The organism is Streptomyces sp. NPDC005648, assembly GCF_040605395.1.
GTDB lineage: Bacteria > Actinomycetota > Actinomycetes > Streptomycetales > Streptomycetaceae > Streptomyces.
Window position 1 is genome coordinate 94,659 of record NZ_JBEXCS010000002.1, and the last position, 17,462, is coordinate 112,120.

Here is a 17,462-nt window from a genome sequence, read left to right on the forward strand (position 1 = left end):
CAGGCGGCTCGCCGGTTCCGTACGAACATACGAAGCCCCCGGCCGACCGCAACCGTGGAATGAGCGAGGTGCGCTTCCCGTTAGCATGGACATCCGCACCGATCAAGGCCATTTGGGGAAGGTGTCATGACTGCGAACGTCGACGGAGTGCCCGGAAAATTCGCGACACTCGGGCTGACCTACGACGACGTGCTGCTGCTGCCGGGAGCCTCCGAGGTGCTCCCCAACGCGGTCGACACCTCGTCGCGTATCTCCCGCAACGTCAAGGTCAACATCCCGCTGCTCTCGGCGGCGATGGACAAGGTGACAGAGTCCCGCATGGCGATCGCGATGGCCCGCCTCGGCGGCGTCGGCGTCCTGCATCGCAACCTGTCGGTCGAGGACCAGGTCAACCAGGTCGACCTGGTCAAGCGGTCCGAGTCCGGCATGGTCACCGATCCCATCACGGTGCGCCCCGAGGCGACGCTCGCCGAGGCGGACGCGCTGTGCGCCAAGTTCCGCATCAGCGGTGTCCCGGTCACCGACCCGGCCGGCAAGCTGCTCGGCATCGTCACCAACCGCGACATGGCCTTCGAGTCCGACCGCAGCCGCCAGGTGCGCGAGGTCATGACGCCGATGCCGCTGGTCACCGGCAAGGTCGGCATCTCCGGTGTGGACGCCATGGAGCTGCTGCGCCGCCACAAGATCGAGAAGCTTCCGCTGGTCGACGAGGCGGGCCTCCTCAAGGGCCTGATCACGGTCAAGGACTTCGTCAAGGCGGAGAAGTACCCGAACGCCGCCAAGGACTCGGAGGGCCGTCTGCTCGTCGGCGCCGCGGTGGGCGCGAGCCCCGAGGCCCTGGAGCGCGCCCAGGCGCTCGCCGAGGCCGGTGTGGACTTCCTGGTCGTCGACACCTCGCACGGCCACAACAGCAACGCGCTCAGCTGGATGTCGAAGATCAAGTCGAGCGTCTCCGTCGACGTGATCGGCGGCAACGTCGCCACCCGCGACGGCGCGCAGGCCCTCATCGACGCCGGTGTCGACGGCATCAAGGTCGGCGTGGGCCCCGGCTCCATCTGTACGACCCGTGTCGTCGCCGGCATCGGCGTCCCACAGGTCACCGCGATCTACGAGGCCTCCCTCGCCGCCCGCCCGGCCGGCATCCCGCTCATCGGCGACGGCGGCCTGCAGTACTCCGGCGACATCGGCAAGGCGCTCGCCGCCGGCGCCGACACCGTGATGCTGGGCTCGCTGCTCGCCGGCTGCGAGGAGTCCCCGGGCGAGCTGCTCTTCATCAACGGCAAGCAGTTCAAGTCGTACCGCGGCATGGGCTCGCTCGGCGCCATGCAGTCCCGCGGCCAGGGCAGGTCGTACTCGAAGGACCGCTACTTCCAGGCGGAGGTCGCCTCCGACGACAAGCTCGTCCCCGAGGGCATCGAGGGCCAGGTGCCCTATCGCGGCCCGCTGGCCAACGTCCTGCACCAGCTCGTCGGCGGCCTGCGCCAGACGATGGGCTATGTGGGCGCGGCGAGCATCGACGAGATGGAGTCCAAGGGCCGCTTCGTCCGCATCACCTCCGCGGGCCTCAAGGAGAGCCACCCGCACGACATCCAGATGACGGTCGAGGCGCCGAACTACAGCGGCAAGTAGGCGGCAGGTCGGCCTGGGGCGGTCCCGGATGCACCGGGGCCGCCCTTGTCGTACCCGTCGGCGATACTGGTAGACGCTGAAACGCATCAGGGAAAGGCCACCAACGTGACTGAGATCGAGATCGGGCGCGGCAAGCGCGGCCGCCGGGCGTACGCCTTCGACGACATCGCCGTCGTCCCCAGCCGCCGTACGCGGGACCCGAAGGAGGTCTCGATCGCCTGGCAGATCGACGCCTACCGCTTCGAGCTGCCCTTCCTGGCCGCCCCCATGGACTCGGTCGTCTCCCCGGCCACCGCGATCCGCATCGGCGAGCTCGGCGGCCTCGGCGTGCTCAACCTCGAAGGCCTGTGGACCCGCTACGAGGACCCGCAGCCGCTTCTCGACGAGATCGCCGAGCTGCCCACGGAGGCCGCCACCCGCCGCCTCCAGGAGATCTACGCGGCTCCCATCAAGGAGGAGCTGATCGGCGCGCGCATCAAGGAGGTGCGGGACTCCGGCGTGGTCACGGCGGCCGCGCTCTCCCCGCAGCGCACCGCCCAGTTCTCCAAGGCGGTCGTCGACGCGGGCGTGGACATCTTCGTCATCCGCGGTACGACCGTCTCGGCGGAGCACGTCTCCGGCTCGCACGAGCCGCTGAACCTGAAGCAGTTCATCTACGAGCTCGACGTCCCGGTGATCGTCGGCGGCTGCGCCACCTACACCGCGGCCCTGCATCTGATGCGCACCGGCGCCGCGGGTGTCCTGGTCGGCTTCGGTGGCGGCGCGGCGCACACCACGCGCAATGTGCTGGGCATCCGCGTCCCGATGGCCACGGCGGTCGCGGACGTGGCGGCCGCCCGCCGCGACTACATGGACGAGTCCGGCGGCCGGTATGTGCACGTCATCGCCGACGGCGGGGTCGGCTGGTCCGGCGACCTCCCCAAGGCGATCGCCTGCGGCGCGGACGCGGTCATGATGGGCTCCCCGCTCGCCCGCGCGACCGACGCGCCGGGCAAGGGCCACCACTGGGGCATGGAGGCCGTCAACGAGGAACTGCCGCGCGGCAAGAAGGTCGACCTCGGCACGGTCGGCACCATCGAGGAGGTCCTGGCGGGCCCCTCCCACACCCCCGACGGCTCCATGAACTTCTTCGGCGCCCTGCGCCGCGCGATGGCCACGACCGGCTACAGCGAGCTGAAGGAGTTCCAGCGGGTCGAGGTCACGGTGGCGGACTCGCAGCACCAGCGGTAGCGGTAGGGCTTACGACGGCTTGAGGGCCGGTCACCCCGGGTGGGGGCCGGCCCTTTTGCATGCCCTGGGGCTTTGTGAGGTGGGCGGCGCATGGGGTGGTGCGGGGGCGCACGGTTGCGTTCGGGGTGGAAAAGGGCTGGTCAGCCGGTTCGAGGGCGATAACGTCCGTGTCGGCGCCCATGGGACGTCACCGCAAGCCCACCCGTTGGGACCGGATCCGTCTGTGGATGGTGAAGTGCCGGAGGAGGTGGATCTTGCGGATTTTCGGATGGTGAGCGGCCACCCCTACAAAGCCTAGGGGTGGACACCCGTAATCCATCAGGAGCCTGTCGCAGCGGCCAACTGCGGCGGGCTCCACCTCATCGGCGTGATGGTGAGCGGCCGCCCCCAAGGCAACTAGGGGCGGACACTCCGTGAACCATCCAGGAGCCTGCCGCAGTGCCCTCTGCGGTGGGTTCCACCTGTCTACGTAAGGTACCCGCGCCGCGCCCCCCATGCCACCAGCCCCGGAGCCCGCCGCACCCGCGCGCCCCCCTTCACAACCGATGCGCCGCCCCGGTGGGCGCGGCCCCACGGGTGTCCAGCAGTAGTTGTGCCTTCACCGACAGGGCTTGCAGGTCGTACGTCCGATGCTGCTGGAGCAGGATCGTGAGGTCCGCGTCGGCCGCCGCCTCGTAGAGGGAGTCGGCGCGGGGGACCGGGCGGTCGAGGACGTTCCAGGACGGGACGTGCGGGTCGTGGTAGCTGACGGAGGCGCCGAGTTCCATCAGGCGGGTCGCGATCTCGCGCGCGGGGGTGCCCTGTTGGTCGGCGAGGTCCGGCTTGTACGTCACTCCGAGGAGGAGGACGCGGGCGCCGCGCGCCGACTTGCCGTGCTCGTTGAGAAGCGTGGCGGCGCGCTGGACGACGTAACGGGGCATCTGGCTGTTGACCTGCTGGGCCAGTTCGACCATGCGCAGGGTGCGCCCGGCGGTGTGCGTCAGGTCCTGGGGGACGGTGTGGCCGCCGACGCCGGGGCCGGGACGGAAGGCCTGGAAGCCGAACGGCTTGGTCTCCGCGCAGCGGACGACGTCCCAGAGGTCGACGCCGAGGTCGTGGCAGAGCACGGCCATCTCGTTGACGAGGGCGATGTTCACGTGCCGGAAGTTGGTCTCCAGCAGTTGCACGGTCTCCGCCTCGCGCACGCCACGCGCGCGTACCACCTTGTCGGTGAGACGGCCGTAGAAGGCGGCGGCCGACTCGGTGCAGGCGGGTGTGAGACCGCCGATGACCTTGGGGGTGTTCGCCGGGGTGTGGTCCCGGTTGCCCGGATCCACCCGGCTGGGGGAGTAGGCGAGGTGGAAGTCGCGGCCCGCGCGGAGCCCGGAGCCCTCTTCGAGGAGCGGGCGGAGCAGATCCTCCGTGGTGCCCGGCGGGACCGGTGACTCCAGGATGACCGTGGTGTGCGGGCGCAGGTGGGCCGCGAGGGTGCGGGCGGCCGACTCCAGCTGGGTGAGGTCGAGACCGCCGTCGGCGCCGCGCGGGGTGGGCGCGCAGATGACGGCGGTACGGACCCGGCCGAGCTCGGCCGGGCCGGTGGCGTGCCGGAAGCCCCCCGAGAGCATCCGGCGCAGATCGGCGGCGCTGAGCGAGCCCGGCTCGGGGCCGGTCCGATAGCCGACGGTGGGGATGCCCGCGGCCACGGCGGCCTGGGCCAGGGGCAGGCCGAACGGGCCGAGTCCGATGACGGCGAGATCTGCGGGCATGGCGTGGGCCGTCCTTCCCAGTAACCGAAGCGGGGCAGGTGCGCAAGCCCTGTGGACTGGATGAGCGAGCGCAATGTCAGACTAGGAGTAAATATGACCGTTATGCGGGATTGGCCGACTGTGTTTTCCGGCAGTGCCGGGAAAGTTGTCCACAGGGTGGGGGCGAGTGGTGGCTGAAGTCGGGCAAGACCGTCAGAATCTGGGCATGGGGGATAGGGACCGGGCTTCGCCCGACGGGTGCGGCCGGCGCTACCGATAGCGGGAGGCAGCGGTGAGGACAGCGACACTGGGGCCGGCGCAGCGCGCCGAGTCACTGGCGGCAATGGCCGAGCGCGAGCTGGACGTGCTGGTGGTGGGCGGCGGTGTGGTCGGGTCCGGCACCGCCCTGGACGCCGTGACGCGCGGCCTGTCCACCGGGCTGGTGGAGGCCCGGGACTGGGCGTCGGGCACCTCCAGCAGGTCCAGCAAGCTGATCCACGGCGGACTGCGCTATCTGGAGATGCTCGACTTCGCCCTCGTACGGGAGGCACTCAAGGAGCGCGGGCTGCTGCTGGAGCGGCTCGCCCCGCACCTGGTGAAGCCGGTGCCGTTTCTCTACCCGCTGCAGCACAAGGGCTGGGAGCGGCTGTACGCCGGTTCGGGCGTCGCGCTCTACGACGGGATGTCGATGGCCCGCGGACACGGGCGCGGCCTGCCGACACACCGTCATCTGACCCGCCGTCACGCCCTGCGCGTGGCCCCCGCCCTGAAGAAGGACGCGCTGATCGGCGCCCTCCAGTACTACGACGCCCAGATGGACGACGCCCGTTACGTCGCGACCCTGGTGCGCACGGCTTCGTCGTACGGCGCGAAGGTGGCCAACCGCGCCCGTGTGACGGGATTCCTGCGCGAGGGCGAGCGGGTCGTGGGCGCGCGGGTGCAGGACGTGGAGGGGGGCGGCGAGTACGAGATCCGCGCGAAGCAGATCGTCAACGCGACGGGTGTGTGGACCGACGACACCCAGGGGATGGTGGGCGAGCGCGGGCAGTTCCACGTCCGTGCCTCCAAGGGCATCCATCTGGTGGTGCCGAAGGACCGGATCAACTCCTCGTCCGGCCTGATCCTGCGTACGGAGAAGTCCGTGCTGTTCGTCATCCCCTGGGGGCGGCACTGGATCGTCGGGACGACCGACACCGACTGGGACCTCGACAAGGCCCACCCGGCCGCGTCCAGCGCGGACATCGACTATCTGCTGGAGCATGTGAACTCGGTGCTCGCGGTGCCCCTGACACGGGACGACGTGCAGGGCGTCTACGCGGGGCTGCGGCCGCTGCTCGCCGGCGAGTCGGACGCGACCAGCAAGCTGTCGCGCGAGCACACCGTGGCGCATCCGGTGCCGGGGCTGGTGGTCGTGGCCGGCGGCAAGTACACGACGTACCGGGTGATGGCCAAGGACGCGGTGGACGAGGCCGTGCACGGGCTCGACATGCGGGTCGCCGAGTGCGTGACGGAGGACGTACCGCTCCTCGGTGCCGAGGGGTACCGGGCGCTGTGGAACGCGCGGGCGCGGATCGCTGCGCGGACCGGTCTGCACGTGGTGCGCGTCGAGCATCTGCTGAATCGATACGGCGCGATGGCGGAGGAGGTCCTCGACCTCATCACCGCGGACTCCTCGCTCGGCGAGCCCATGCCGGCCGCCGACGACTATCTGCGCGCCGAGATCGTCTACGCCGCCTCGCACGAGGGTGCCCGGCACCTGGACGACGTGCTGACCCGGCGGACGCGCATCTCCATCGAGACCTTCGACCGCGGGACGCGCAGCGCCCGGGAGGCGGCCGAGCTGATGGCGCCGGTGCTGGGCTGGGACAAGGACCAGATCGAGCGCGAGGTCGAGCACTACGAGAAGCGGGTGGAGGCCGAACGCGAGTCGCAACGCCAGCCCGACGACCTGACGGCGGACGCGGCGAGGCTGGGGGCGCCGGACATCGTGCCGTTGTGAGGGTTCGGCGTGGGCGGGGGCGCCGGATCATGTGCCGCCGTGCCGGCCCGGTGCGGTGGGGGCGTCCGGCTTCGTCCGCTGTGACGCCCCCCGGGGCGGAGGCGGGCCAGGTCCGCCGGACCACCGGCCTCGTGTCGGTGTGCCGCCTCTTCGATGGACGGGGGCGGGTTCACTCGAACGGGTGTCGTGAGGCGGGATCTTCGTTCGGGGGTCGGTCGTTCTACGGGGTGCGAGGACAGAACTCGGCGGCGAGCAGGGCCGGTTCGAGGTCGGGGTCTGCGATCGCCGTCGTGTTCACACGGAAGGTGAGGACGCGTCGGCCGTCCACGGTTGCCGCGGTGCGCACGTAGCTGCCGATGATGCGGCCGTTGTGCCCCCACACCGTGATGCCGCACGACAGCTTCTCGGGAAACAGACCCATGCCGTACAGGCCGTGTGCGGTGCGGGTGTCGCGCATCTCGCGCAGCCAGCGCGAGGGGAGCAGCCGTCCGCCGAGCAGCGCCGCGTAGAAGCGGTCCAGGTCGGCGAGCGTGGTCACCAGCTCGCCCGCGGCTCCGGCCACCCGCGGGTCGAGCTCGGTGACATCGGTTCCGTCCGCGGTGTAGGCGCGGCCGTGCGGGCCGGGGAGGGAGGTACGAGAGCCGGGGAAGGAGGTGCCCGTCAGCCCCAGCGGAGCGATGATGCGCCGCTCGGCCTCGACGGCGTAGGAGCGGCCGGTGACCTGCTGGACGACCATGCCGAGCACGACGTAGTCGGTGTTCGAGTAGGAGAAACGGCCGCGTTCGGCCGGAGGGTGGGTGAGTGTGATGCGTACGGCTTGAAGGGGGGTGAGGGGGACCACGCCTCTGGTGTCCAGGGTGAAGTCGTTCAGCCCGCTGGTGTGGTTGAGCAGCGAGCGCAGGGTCATCGTGCGGCCGTCGTTGCCCGCGCCGCGGATCAGGCCCGGCAGGTGCTGCTCGACCGTGTCGGACAGCGACAGCCGGTGTTCGGCGGCGAGTTGGAGGACGAGCGTCGCGATGAAGGTCTTGGTGATGCTGCCGGCGCGGAAGTGGTCGGCGCGGGCGATGCCCCGGCCGGCCTGGGCGTAGTGGGTGTCGGACCCGTCGTGGGCGAGCAGTGCGGCGGCAGGTGCGCCGCCCTCAGCGACCAACAGGGGGAGGAGTGTGTCGGTGGTCGGCGCCGTGGGCGAGGAGGAGGCCGGGGCCAGGGCGAGCAGTGCGAGGGACACGGGCAGGGCCAGCAGTGTCCTCAACGGTGCCATCGCGGGGGTCCTTCCTCGTCGCGGGACATCATGCAGGGCGGAAGCAGGGGCGGTTCACCCGGGTCCGGATGCTGAGCGGGGGCTTTGAGGCAGTTGTGAGGGTGTCGTCGTGGGGAACGGGAGGCCGGGGAGCCGTCGCACCGGCGTGCGGGGGCCACCATGGGCCCAGGGGCACCCTGGGCGTCGGGCACTTGTCGGGTGAGGGACAATGGAGGCTCTGTCAGGGCGGGTTGCATGAGGGGACGCATGTCGGAGGCGGAGCGGGCGGGGACATCTCGTCAGGACACTCGTCAGGACAAGAACGAGCGTCTTCTCGCCGGGCGGTACCGGCTGGGAGGAGTGCTCGGCCGTGGCGGCATGGGCACGGTGTGGCGGGCCGAGGACGAGACTCTGGGCCGGACGGTCGCCGTCAAGGAGCTGCGGTTCCCGTCGAACATCGACGAGGAGGAGAAGCGCCGGCTGATCACGCGGACGCTGCGCGAGGCCAAGGCCATCGCGCGGATCCGCAACAACAGCGCGGTGACGGTCTTCGACGTCGTCGAGGAGGACGACCGGCCGTGGATCGTGATGGAGCTCGTCGAGGGCAAGTCGCTCGCCGAGGTCATCCGGGAGGACGGCCTGCTGGAGCCGAAGCGCGCGGCCGAAGTGGGCCTCGCCATTCTCGACGTGCTGCGTTCGGCGCACCGCGAGGGCATCCTGCACCGTGATGTGAAGCCGTCCAACGTCCTGCTGGAGCACGACACCGACCGGGTCGTGCTCACCGACTTCGGGATCGCCCAGGTCGAGGGCGACCCCTCCATCACCTCGACCGGCATGCTCGTCGGCGCGCCCTCCTACATCTCCCCGGAGCGGGCCCGCGGGCACAAGCCGGGCCCGGCGGCCGACCTCTGGTCGCTCGGCGGGCTCCTGTACGCGGCGGTCGAGGGTGTGCCGCCGTACGACAAGGGTTCCGCGATCGCGACGCTGACCGCGGTGATGACGGAACCGCTGGAGGAGCCGAAGAACGCCGGTCCGCTCAAGGACGTCATCTACGGGCTGCTCACCAAGGACCCCGCGAAGCGGCTCGACGACGCCGGTGCGCGGGCCATGTTCAACGCGGTGATCCACGCGCCCGAGCCGAAGTCGGTCGAGCCGGAGCCGGCGGACGCGACCAAGGTCGTGCCGATCCCGGCGCAGCCCGACCGTTCCTCGGGCAAGGGCGGCTCCGGCGGCAAGCGGGGCGAGGAGGCGGCGGAGAAGCTGCGCGGGGCGCTGCGCTCCATGCGGAAGAAGGCGGTGGCGGCGGGGGCCGCGCGGTCGGCAGGGGCGGCGGCCGGATCAGGGGCGGCCGGATCGGCCACGGCGACTCCGTCTGCCCCGTCGACCCCTTCCACTCCGTCCATCCCCTCCACTCCGGCGGCTTCTCCGGCCTCTCCTGTTCCGCCGACACCTCCGGCACCTGCGGTTCCCTCCGCTTCTCCGGCTTCCCCCGCTTCTTCCACTCCCTCCGCTTCCTCCGCTGCTTCTGCCGGAGATGGGGCCGCCTCGGGCTCCTCGACCGCGTCGGCGTCGGGTGCCGTTCGTGGTGGCTCGGCGGGGCCGGACCGTACGGCATCGGGGGTGAACGCGCAGGCGGGCAAGCCGAGTTCGGGGTGGCCGGTGATGACGCCGCCGGATCTGCCGCCGCGGCCGGTGCCCCGGGCGCCGATCACCGACGTGGTGCCGAAGCGGACGCTGGTGATCGTCGCCGTGGTGGTGCTGGTCGTCGTCCTCGGCATCGTGCTGGGGCTGACGCTGGGCAACGACGGCTCTTCCGACAACGGTGCCAAGGGCGGTGGCGGCAAGGCGGTGGCGAGCGCGTCCTCGGGTCCCGACACCAAGGAGGACAAGAGCGGCGGGACGCGTGCGGGCGGGAGTTCGACACAGTCCTCGGGGGCTTCCGGGGCCGCGGCCACGCCCAGCAACAGCCCGAGCGCGTCCGGCGGCAGCGGTGCCGAGGCGGGGGGTTCGTCCGACGCCGACGGCGCGGTGGCGAAGACGTACAAGGGCGGCCAGGGGTACTCGATCGGCTTGCCGAAGGGCTGGAGTTATGAGTCGACGGGGGCCGCGGGGGACCGGTTCACCGGGCCCGACGGGCAGAAGCTGCTCATCGCCTGGACGTCCACGCCCAAGGGTGACCCGGTGGCCGACTGGAAGAGCCAGGAGCGTTATATGACGCGCTCCCAGTACACCAGGATCCGCATAGAGTCGGTGAGCTACCGCGGCTGGAACACGGCCGACTGGGAGTTCACCTATGTGGAGAGCGGGACGGAGTACCGGACGATCGACCGGGGGTTCGTCGTGAACGGTCATCTCGGGTATGCGCTGATGTACACCGCGAAGGCCGATAATTGGGACAGTGGCCTGCGTAAGGACACATGGAGCACCCTCGCGACGACGTTCGAACCGAAGTCGTAAAGGGACTGTTCCCTTGTTGGGACCGTGAGATACGGCAAGCCCACTTTGCCTGTTGCCTCCGGCACGTATCGTGAAGGCTTGTGGACCGTACGCATCCGGGTATGCGTTCACAACGGTGCGCAGGGCGAACGGAATTGACCAACCGGGCGGCTGAGGGAGGCAATGTGGACGACTACGCGGGTCGGGTTCTTGCCGACCGCTACCGCCTGCCGCTGCCACCCTCCGACGAGTACGAACTCACCGAGACCCGCGCCTTCGACACCTACAGCGGGCAGGAAGTCCTGGTCCGGCAGGTGCCGTTGCCGGAGGTCGTCGAGGCGGAGGTGCTCGACGCGGAGGGGCTGCCCGACGGGTTCACGGCACGTAGGCCCGCGGCGCGACCGGGGACTCGGCGGCCGACCGATCCCGCGGTGCGGCGGGCGGTCGAGGCGGCTCAGGCCGCCGCGCGGATACCTGACCATCCGCGGCTCGACCAGGTCTTCGACGTGTTCGCCGAGGGCGGGTCGCTGTGGATCGTGAGCGAGGTGGTGGCCGCGCGGTCACTGGCGACGCTGATGGCCGAGAAGCCGCTCACACCGTATCGCGCGGCCGAGGTCGCCTCCGACGTCCTCATGGCACTGCGCGTGCTGCACGCCCATGGCTGGGTCCACCGGAACATCACCGCCCGCACGGTACTCGTCTGCGAGGACGGCCGTGTGATGCTGACCGGCCTCGCGGTGGGGGCGGCGGAGGAGGCGCTGTGCGGGTATGACCCGGTGCCGGTGGAGGACGGGGCCGGGGGCGGTGCCGGTGGCGCGCATGGACCGGGCGGCCCGGTAACTCCGAGTGATCAAGGCGGGGTCGACGCGTCCGGCCCACAGGGTGGGCCGGGGGCTCGTGGAGGCCAGGGGCCTCAAGGGGGCGCCGGCGGTGGGCTGGTCGGTCCCGGCTCACCCGGTGGTCTGGTCGCGCAGAGCGGGGTCGGTGGTGTCGATCCCGTCGCCGCTCGGAGTGCGGCCATCAGGGCGCGTACGGCGGGAGGGCTGCCCGGGGTCGACGCCGATACGGCCAACGGGAGTGGTGGGAGCGGGACGTTCGCGCCCAAGGCGCTGGAGAGCGGCGGGGACATCAGGGCCGCGCGGGCCGGGGCGATCGCGGCGTACCGGGCGGGCGCCCGTGCCGCCGCCCGGGTCCAGGAGGCCCAGAACGGCAGGGCAGCACTCCCGGGAGCCCGTCCCACCCAGGAGAACGGCCCCGCGGCGTTGACCAACGGGTCGGCGCAGCCGTACCCGCCGGGCGGGGGTCTGGAGGCGGCGCGTCCTGGGGATGCGGGGCAGTCGTACCTGGGTGATGGTCCGGCGGCGTTGGCCAATGGGGCGCAGCCGTACCCGCCGGGCGGGGGTCTGGAGGCGGCGCGTCCTGGGGATGCGGGGCAGTCGTATGCGTCGGGCGGGGAGGAGGCGGACGCGGGGCGGTCCGGTGGTGCGGGGCAGCGGTATCCGGCCGACGGGGGCGTGGGCGCGGCCCATCCCAATGGCGCGGTCCAGCCGTATCCCGCCGACAGCGGCGTGCCCGCACCGCGCCCCGACGGCACCGCACCGCCGTATGCCTCCGGCGAGGGCGTCGAGAGCGTGCCCGGTACCACCACACCGCCGGGCCGAATAGCCGACCCCTATGGGGTGGGCGGCACCTCCTGGCACGGGGCGACACCGCGTGGCGGTACCGGCGCAGGCGTCTCGCACCCCGGTGACCGGCGGAGCGGTGAAGTCACGCCCCCCGGCCTCCCGCGGAGCGCCGGCGACACGGCCACACCCGGCGCCCCCGCCCCCGGTCTCGGCACGGCTCCCCCGGCGGGACTGCCGAACGCCCCGGGATTCGGGATGGCGACCCCGTCCACGCCCGACACCTCCAGCCCCACCCATCCGTACCCCGGCGCCCCGGCGCCCGGCGCGAACGCTCGCGTCACCCCCTACTCCGGCGCTCCGGCCTCCGCGCCTGACACCTCCAGCTCGGCCCACCCGTACCCCGGCGCTCCCGCGCCCGGCGCGCCCGCCTCCGCCACCCCCTACCCCGGCGCCCCGGCCCCCGCCCAAGACGCCTCATCCGCCTCCCCTTACCCCGGCGCCGGCGCCCCCGCGCACCCCAGTCTTTCTGGCGCCCCCGCCCGCTCCGGCGTCCCCAATGCCCCCGCCCATCCCGGCGCCGGCGTCGGCGCCCCCGCCACCCCCCAACCCCCCACCCGTTGGACCGACTTGGTCGCCGGTACTCCCGGGCCTCCTCGGGGGCCCGCCACCGCGCTCGCTGCGGAGCGGGCTCGGCAGGCTCGTATGGCTGTGGTGGGGCCCGTCACCGAGCGGTGGGCGCCTGAGCAGGCCGGGCCGGTGCACGAGAACTGGCAGCTGGCCGCGCCGATCGGGCCCGCGACGGATCTGTGGGCGCTGGGGGCGTTGCTGTTCCGGGCCGTGCAGGGGCACGCGCCGTATCCGGAGGAGTCGACGGCCGAGCTGGTGCAGATGGTGTGTGCCGAGCCGCCCGCCTTCGCCGAGGAGTGCGGGCCCCTCAGGCCCGTCGTCGAGTCCCTGCTGCGCCAGGACCCCACCGAGCGGCTCGACTTCGAGGAGCTCAGGGGCTGGCTGCGCTCCCTCGTGCGGTCCGCGCCCGAGCCGGAGGCCGGCACGCATGTCGTCGCCGCGCCGCCCGCCGACCCCAGCCGGCTGCCCATCGTCCGCCGGCGCGGGGAGCTCGTGCGCCGGCGCCGGGCCGGGCTGCCCGCGACCACCGCGCACGGGCGGCACAAGCGGGCCAAGGAGCAGGCGGGTTCACCGCGCCGGCTCGGCCGGACGCTGCTTCTGCTGATCCTGCTTCTGCTGGCCGGCGCGGTGGCGTACGCCATGCTGTTCATGCCGAAGGCGGGCCAGGACGGCGCGTCCGGCGGCAGCGAGCGGACCGGTGCCGACGGTGCCGTCAGTCCCGCACCCGTGCAGTCCGGCAAGGGGAGTACCGGCGGCCGGCCGTCTCAAGGGCAGTCCTCGCCCGGTTCGACCGGCACTCCGAGCGCCTCCGCCTCCGCCGGGGCCACCGAGACGCAGACCACCGACCCCGATGTCGCCGCAGGATTCACCGTGCGCAAGGACCCCGAGGGATTCCAGGTCGCGGTCGCCAAGGGGTGGACGCGGACAGGGAAGAACGCCTGGAACCAGGTCGTCTACTCCAAGGGCGACTACGAGCTGATCATCGTCGCCGGGCGGGACGGCGCCGTCACCTACGGCAGCGACCCGATGGCCTACCAGCGCGACGAGGAGCACGAGTTGCAGCCGTACCGCAGCTCCAGCTGGGCCACCGCGACCGGGCTGCGGACCATCACCGTGGGGACGCGGGTCATGGCCGAGGGGCAGTTCACCTGGACCGACGGCGACGGGCGCGACCTGTACGTCCGCAACCTCGCGATCCTCATCAACGGGCGCTATCACGTCGTACAGGTGCGAGGCCCGGAGTCCCAGCGGGACGAGGTGACCAAGCTCTACGACCAGGCGTCCTCGACCTACGCCTACACGGGGTGAGGCCTTCCGCTCACCGAGCGTGCCGCCCCCCGAACAGTTCCCGGTCGGGGGGCGAAGCGACAACCGTCACAGTGCTGTCACTTGGGGCCCCGCTTGTTCCCTGCGGGTGGTCCAGTCCTTAGTCTGACCCTGTCAAGAGCATTGCGGGGCAACGTGAATCAAATGCAGGGCCAGCTCGTCGCGGGCCGCTACCGGCTCGCCGAGTCCATCGGCAGCGGCGGCATGGGGCGTGTGTGGCGTGCGCATGACGAAGTGCTGCACCGGGCCGTCGCGATCAAGGAACTGACCGCCGCGCTCTATGTGTCCGAGAGCGACCAGGAGCGGTTGCTCGCGCGTACCCGCGCCGAGGCGCGGGCCGCTGCCCGGATCAACCACTCCGCCGTCGTCACCGTCCACGATGTGCTCGAACACGACGGCCGGCCGTGGATCGTCATGGAGCTCGTCGAGGGGCACTCGCTCGCCGACGCGGTCAAGGAGCGCGGCCGGGTCGAGCCCGCCGAGGCCGCGCGGATCGGACTGTGGGTGCTGCGGGCGCTGCGCGCCGCGCACTCCGCCGGCGTCCTGCACCGCGATGTGAAGCCCGGCAACGTCCTCATCGGGCACGACGGCCGTGTCCTGCTCACCGACTTCGGCATCGCCCAGATCGAGGGCGATACGACGATCACCCGCACCGGCGAGGTCGTGGGCTCCGTCGACTATCTCGCCCCCGAGCGCGTTCGCGGCCACGACCCGGGCCCCGCCTCCGACCTGTGGGCGCTCGGCGCCACGCTGTACACGGCGGTGGAGGGCAGATCGCCGTTCCGCCGCACCTCGCCGCTCGGCACCATGCAGGCGGTCGTCGAGGAGGAGGCCGCCGAGCCGCGGTACGCCGGTGCGCTCGGACCCGTCATGGCCGCGCTGCTGGCCAAGGACCCCGCCGCACGTCCCTCCGCGGCCGAGGCCGAGCAGATGCTCGCCGAGGCGATGGAGGGGCGGCGCCCCAACGCGGCCCAGGCGTATGTGCCCACCTGGCACGGCGGTCCCTCCGCCTACGACACGGGGGCCACCGGCACCGGCACGGGACGGCAGACCTTCGGCAGCACGCCGTACCCGCCGGTCACCGCGCCGACCTCGATCGGCCCGACCGGTATGGGTACCGGGCAGCCGGGAGCCACCGGCCCCGTCACCGTCCCGCCCGCCGGCAAGCGACACCGCCTGCGCACCTTCGTCCTCCTGGTCGTGCTCGCGGTGATCATCAGCGGCGGTGTGGCCGTGTCGCTGCGGCAGTGGGCCGATGTCTTTCGGTCGGACGGCGGCAGCGCCTCCGGGTCCAAGAGCCCGTCGGCGAACAGCACACCGACCGGGAGCCCTCAGGGAGCCCTCCCCGACGGCTGGGAACGGCGGGACGACCCGGTGGGCTTCAGCATCTCCCTGCCCAAGGGGTGGAAGCGGTCCGTCTCCATCGACCAGGGCGGTCTGAGGCAGGTCGACTTCTCGCCCGACCGGGGCAAACACCTGGTCCGGGTCGCCGTCGACACCGCGCCGGACTTCGACACCGCCTACAAGCACATGAGCAACCTGGAGGTGCAGGTCTCGCAGCGGCTGCGGGGGTACCAGCTGCTGAGTCTCAAGGAGCAGGTCTTCCGCGACCTGCCGGGCGTCCGCTGGGAGTACACGTGGAACGCGCTGGCCAAGGACCCGCCGCACTACTTCCCGGGCCCCTACCGTGCGATCGACGTCGCCTACATGAACAGTGAAGGCACCGAGTACGCCCTCTACGAGGCCTCGCCGGCCGGTGACTGGGCCACCACCAGCAAGCAGTTCGACCGGATCCTGCGGGGCTTCCAGGAGAAGACCTCGCCGTAGTGGGACGGGATCCGGCCGGGTTGGCCGGTCGCCGCCCCGGAGCCCGGCCGTCCGGTGCGGCATGATGGGGCGCATGGGGACCGAGGGGGCAGGCGTCCGTGTCATCGCGGGCCGGTATCGGCTCGAGGCACGGCTCGGGCGCGGCGGTATGGGTGTGGTGTGGCGGGCGACCGACGAACTGCTCGGCCGGCAGGTCGCCGTCAAGGAGATACCGCTCGACCTCGACGAGACCCTCTCCGAGGAGGAGGCCCGGCGCCAGCGCGACCGCACCCTGCGCGAGGCGCGTGCCGTGGCCCAGTTGCGCCACCCGCACATCATCGTCGTCCATGACGTGGTCGAGCACGACGAACGCCCTTACATCGTCATGGAGTTGATCGACGGCGGCTCGCTCGCCGACCGTATCTCCGCGCGCGGCCCGCTCGACGCCCGCGAGAGCGCGCGGATCGGCGTGGGCCTGCTGAGCGCGCTGCGCACCGCGCACGCGGCCGGTGTACTGCACCGGGACATCAAGCCCGCCAACGTCCTGCTGGAGGCCGGCACCGACCGTGTCGTCCTCACCGACTTCGGTATCGCGCAGGTCGCGGGGGCCACGACGCTCACCGAGACCGGTTCCTTCGTCGGCTCGCCCGAATACACCGCCCCCGAGCGGATGTCGGGCGCCAGGACCGGCCCGGAGTCCGACCTGTGGTCGCTCGGCGCGCTGCTGTGCACGGTCCTGAGCGGTGAATCACCGTTCCGCCGCGACTCGTTGGGCGGCATCCTGCACGCCGTCGTCTTCGACGAGATCCGGCCGCCGGCCCAGGCCGGGCCCCTGCTGCCCGTCGTACGGGGCCTGTTGGAGCGCGACCCGGACCGGCGGCTGGACGCGGAGCAGGCCGAGCGGATGCTGCGCGCCTTCCGGGAGACCGGTGTCACCCCGGAGGTGCCGCCGTCCGGCTACACACCGACCCAGCGGAACGTGACCCGCCCGACCCCTCCGCCGGCGCCGACCCCGGTTCCCGCCCCGGCCCCGACCGTCGAGACCCGGCGCTCCACCCGGGGCGTGCTGGTGTCCGCGCTGCTGGTCGCCGCGATGGCCGGTGCGGGCGTGTCGGCGGCGGCGCTGCTGATGAACCAGGGCGACGGCGGCGACGGCGGCACCCCGGGGAGCCCGGGACCGCGGACGTCGGTGAGCGCGTCGGCATCCGCGCCGTCCGGAGGTTCGGGAACATCCGGCCCGACCGGCTCCTCCAGCCACTCCACCCCGTCCGGTACGGCGACCTCGGCGCCGCCCGCCTCCACCCCGACCGGCCCCTCCGCGCCCTCCGGCTACCGTGTCGCCGACGACCCCGGCGGCTTCTCCCTCGCCGTACCGCAGGACTTCACCCGCAAGCCCCAGGGCGAGCGTGTCTTCTACATGTCGCCGGGTGAGACGTTCCGCCTCGGCATCAAGGTCGTCGACCCGGATCCGGACGGCCCGCTCGCGGTGATGAATCGCTCGGCCGCCGCGGGCCCGGACACCAACCCCGGCTACCACGACGGCAAGGTCACCTCCACCACGCACGACGGACACCCCGCCGCCCTCTGGGAGTTCACCTGGAACGGCTTCAGCACGGCGGAGGGCCCCCGGCACACCTACGACCTGTGCTGGGAGGAGGGCGGACAGATGTACGACGTGTGGGTGTCGGCGCCGGTCGGGAAGGTGCGCGAGGCGAAGGAGTACTTCGACGTGGCACTGGACACCTTCGTGGCCACGTAAGAGGGCGGTCGGGTTGGTCACGGGTGTGTGACCGGAAAGCGTTCCCTGTGGATGCGGGAGC

Annotated in this window: 9 protein-coding genes; 7 read left to right on the forward strand and 2 right to left on the reverse strand. The window is 72.0% G+C overall.

The genetic code is table 11. The annotated features are described in order from the left end of the window. Positions 1-126 precede the first annotated feature (126 nt). Positions 127-1,629: an IMP dehydrogenase gene (guaB, locus tag ABZT17_RS01840; protein ID WP_356342399.1), complete on the forward strand. Its 1,503-nt coding sequence runs from the start codon at positions 127-129 to the stop codon at positions 1,627-1,629. Positions 1,630-1,734: 105 nt separating this feature from the next. Next, positions 1,735-2,859: a GuaB3 family IMP dehydrogenase-related protein gene (locus ABZT17_RS01845; protein ID WP_356342401.1), complete on the forward strand. Its 1,125-nt coding sequence runs from the start codon at positions 1,735-1,737 to the stop codon at positions 2,857-2,859. 536 nt (positions 2,860-3,395) lie between these two features. Here ABZT17_RS01845 and ABZT17_RS01850 read toward each other — a convergent pair. Then, positions 3,396-4,604, reverse strand: a complete 1,209-nt coding sequence (locus ABZT17_RS01850; RefSeq protein ID WP_356342404.1) for a nucleotide sugar dehydrogenase — start codon at positions 4,602-4,604, stop codon at positions 3,396-3,398. Between the two features lie 271 nt (positions 4,605-4,875). On the opposite strand from ABZT17_RS01850, the gene ABZT17_RS01855 reads away from it, so the two are divergent. Beyond that, entirely contained in the window at positions 4,876-6,582 is a 1,707-nt protein-coding gene (locus tag ABZT17_RS01855) for a glycerol-3-phosphate dehydrogenase/oxidase (protein ID WP_356342407.1), read from the forward strand. A 220-nt stretch (positions 6,583-6,802) separates the two neighbouring features. Here ABZT17_RS01855 and ABZT17_RS01860 read toward each other — a convergent pair whose 3' ends face one another. Continuing rightward, entirely contained in the window at positions 6,803-7,843 is a 1,041-nt protein-coding gene (locus tag ABZT17_RS01860; protein ID WP_356342409.1) for a serine hydrolase domain-containing protein, read from the reverse strand. 246 nt (positions 7,844-8,089) lie between these two features. On the opposite strand from ABZT17_RS01860, the gene ABZT17_RS01865 reads away from it, so the two are divergent. The 4 genes from ABZT17_RS01865 to ABZT17_RS01880 all read left to right on the forward strand — a co-directional run bounded on the left by ABZT17_RS01865 (position 8,090) and on the right by ABZT17_RS01880 (position 17,401). Beyond that, positions 8,090-10,279: a serine/threonine-protein kinase gene (locus ABZT17_RS01865; RefSeq protein ID WP_356342656.1), complete on the forward strand. Its 2,190-nt coding sequence runs from the start codon at positions 8,090-8,092 to the stop codon at positions 10,277-10,279. A 164-nt stretch (positions 10,280-10,443) separates the two neighbouring features. Further along, positions 10,444-13,818 carry a protein kinase gene (locus ABZT17_RS01870; protein WP_356342411.1) on the forward strand — a complete coding sequence of 1,125 codons (3,375 nt, stop codon included), beginning with the start codon at positions 10,444-10,446 and terminating at the stop codon, positions 13,816-13,818. 162 nt (positions 13,819-13,980) lie between these two features. Next, positions 13,981-15,663, forward strand: a complete 1,683-nt coding sequence (locus ABZT17_RS01875) for a serine/threonine-protein kinase (RefSeq protein ID WP_356342413.1) — start codon at positions 13,981-13,983, stop codon at positions 15,661-15,663. A 73-nt stretch (positions 15,664-15,736) separates the two neighbouring features. Then, the gene (locus ABZT17_RS01880; RefSeq protein ID WP_356342416.1) at positions 15,737-17,401 is read left to right on the forward strand and encodes a serine/threonine-protein kinase; all 1,665 of its coding nucleotides are present in this window, start codon (positions 15,737-15,739) and stop codon (positions 17,399-17,401) included. Positions 17,402-17,462 lie beyond the last annotated feature (61 nt).

Excerpts from the sequence above, each read along its gene's own strand:
- ABZT17_RS01850 (WP_356342404.1), bottom strand. The coding sequence starts at position 4,604 with ATGCCCGCAGATCTCGCCGTCATCGGACTCGGCCCGTTCGGCCTGCCC.
- ABZT17_RS01860 (WP_356342409.1), bottom strand. The coding sequence starts at position 7,843 with ATGGCACCGTTGAGGACACTGCTGGCCCTGCCCGTGTCCCTCGCACTG.
- ABZT17_RS01875 (WP_356342413.1), top strand. The coding sequence starts at position 13,981 with ATGCAGGGCCAGCTCGTCGCGGGCCGCTACCGGCTCGCCGAGTCCATC.
- guaB (WP_356342399.1), top strand. The coding sequence starts at position 127 with ATGACTGCGAACGTCGACGGAGTGCCCGGAAAATTCGCGACACTCGGG.
- ABZT17_RS01865 (WP_356342656.1), top strand. The coding sequence starts at position 8,090 with ATGTCGGAGGCGGAGCGGGCGGGGACATCTCGTCAGGACACTCGTCAG.
- ABZT17_RS01880 (WP_356342416.1), top strand. The coding sequence starts at position 15,737 with ATGGGGACCGAGGGGGCAGGCGTCCGTGTCATCGCGGGCCGGTATCGG.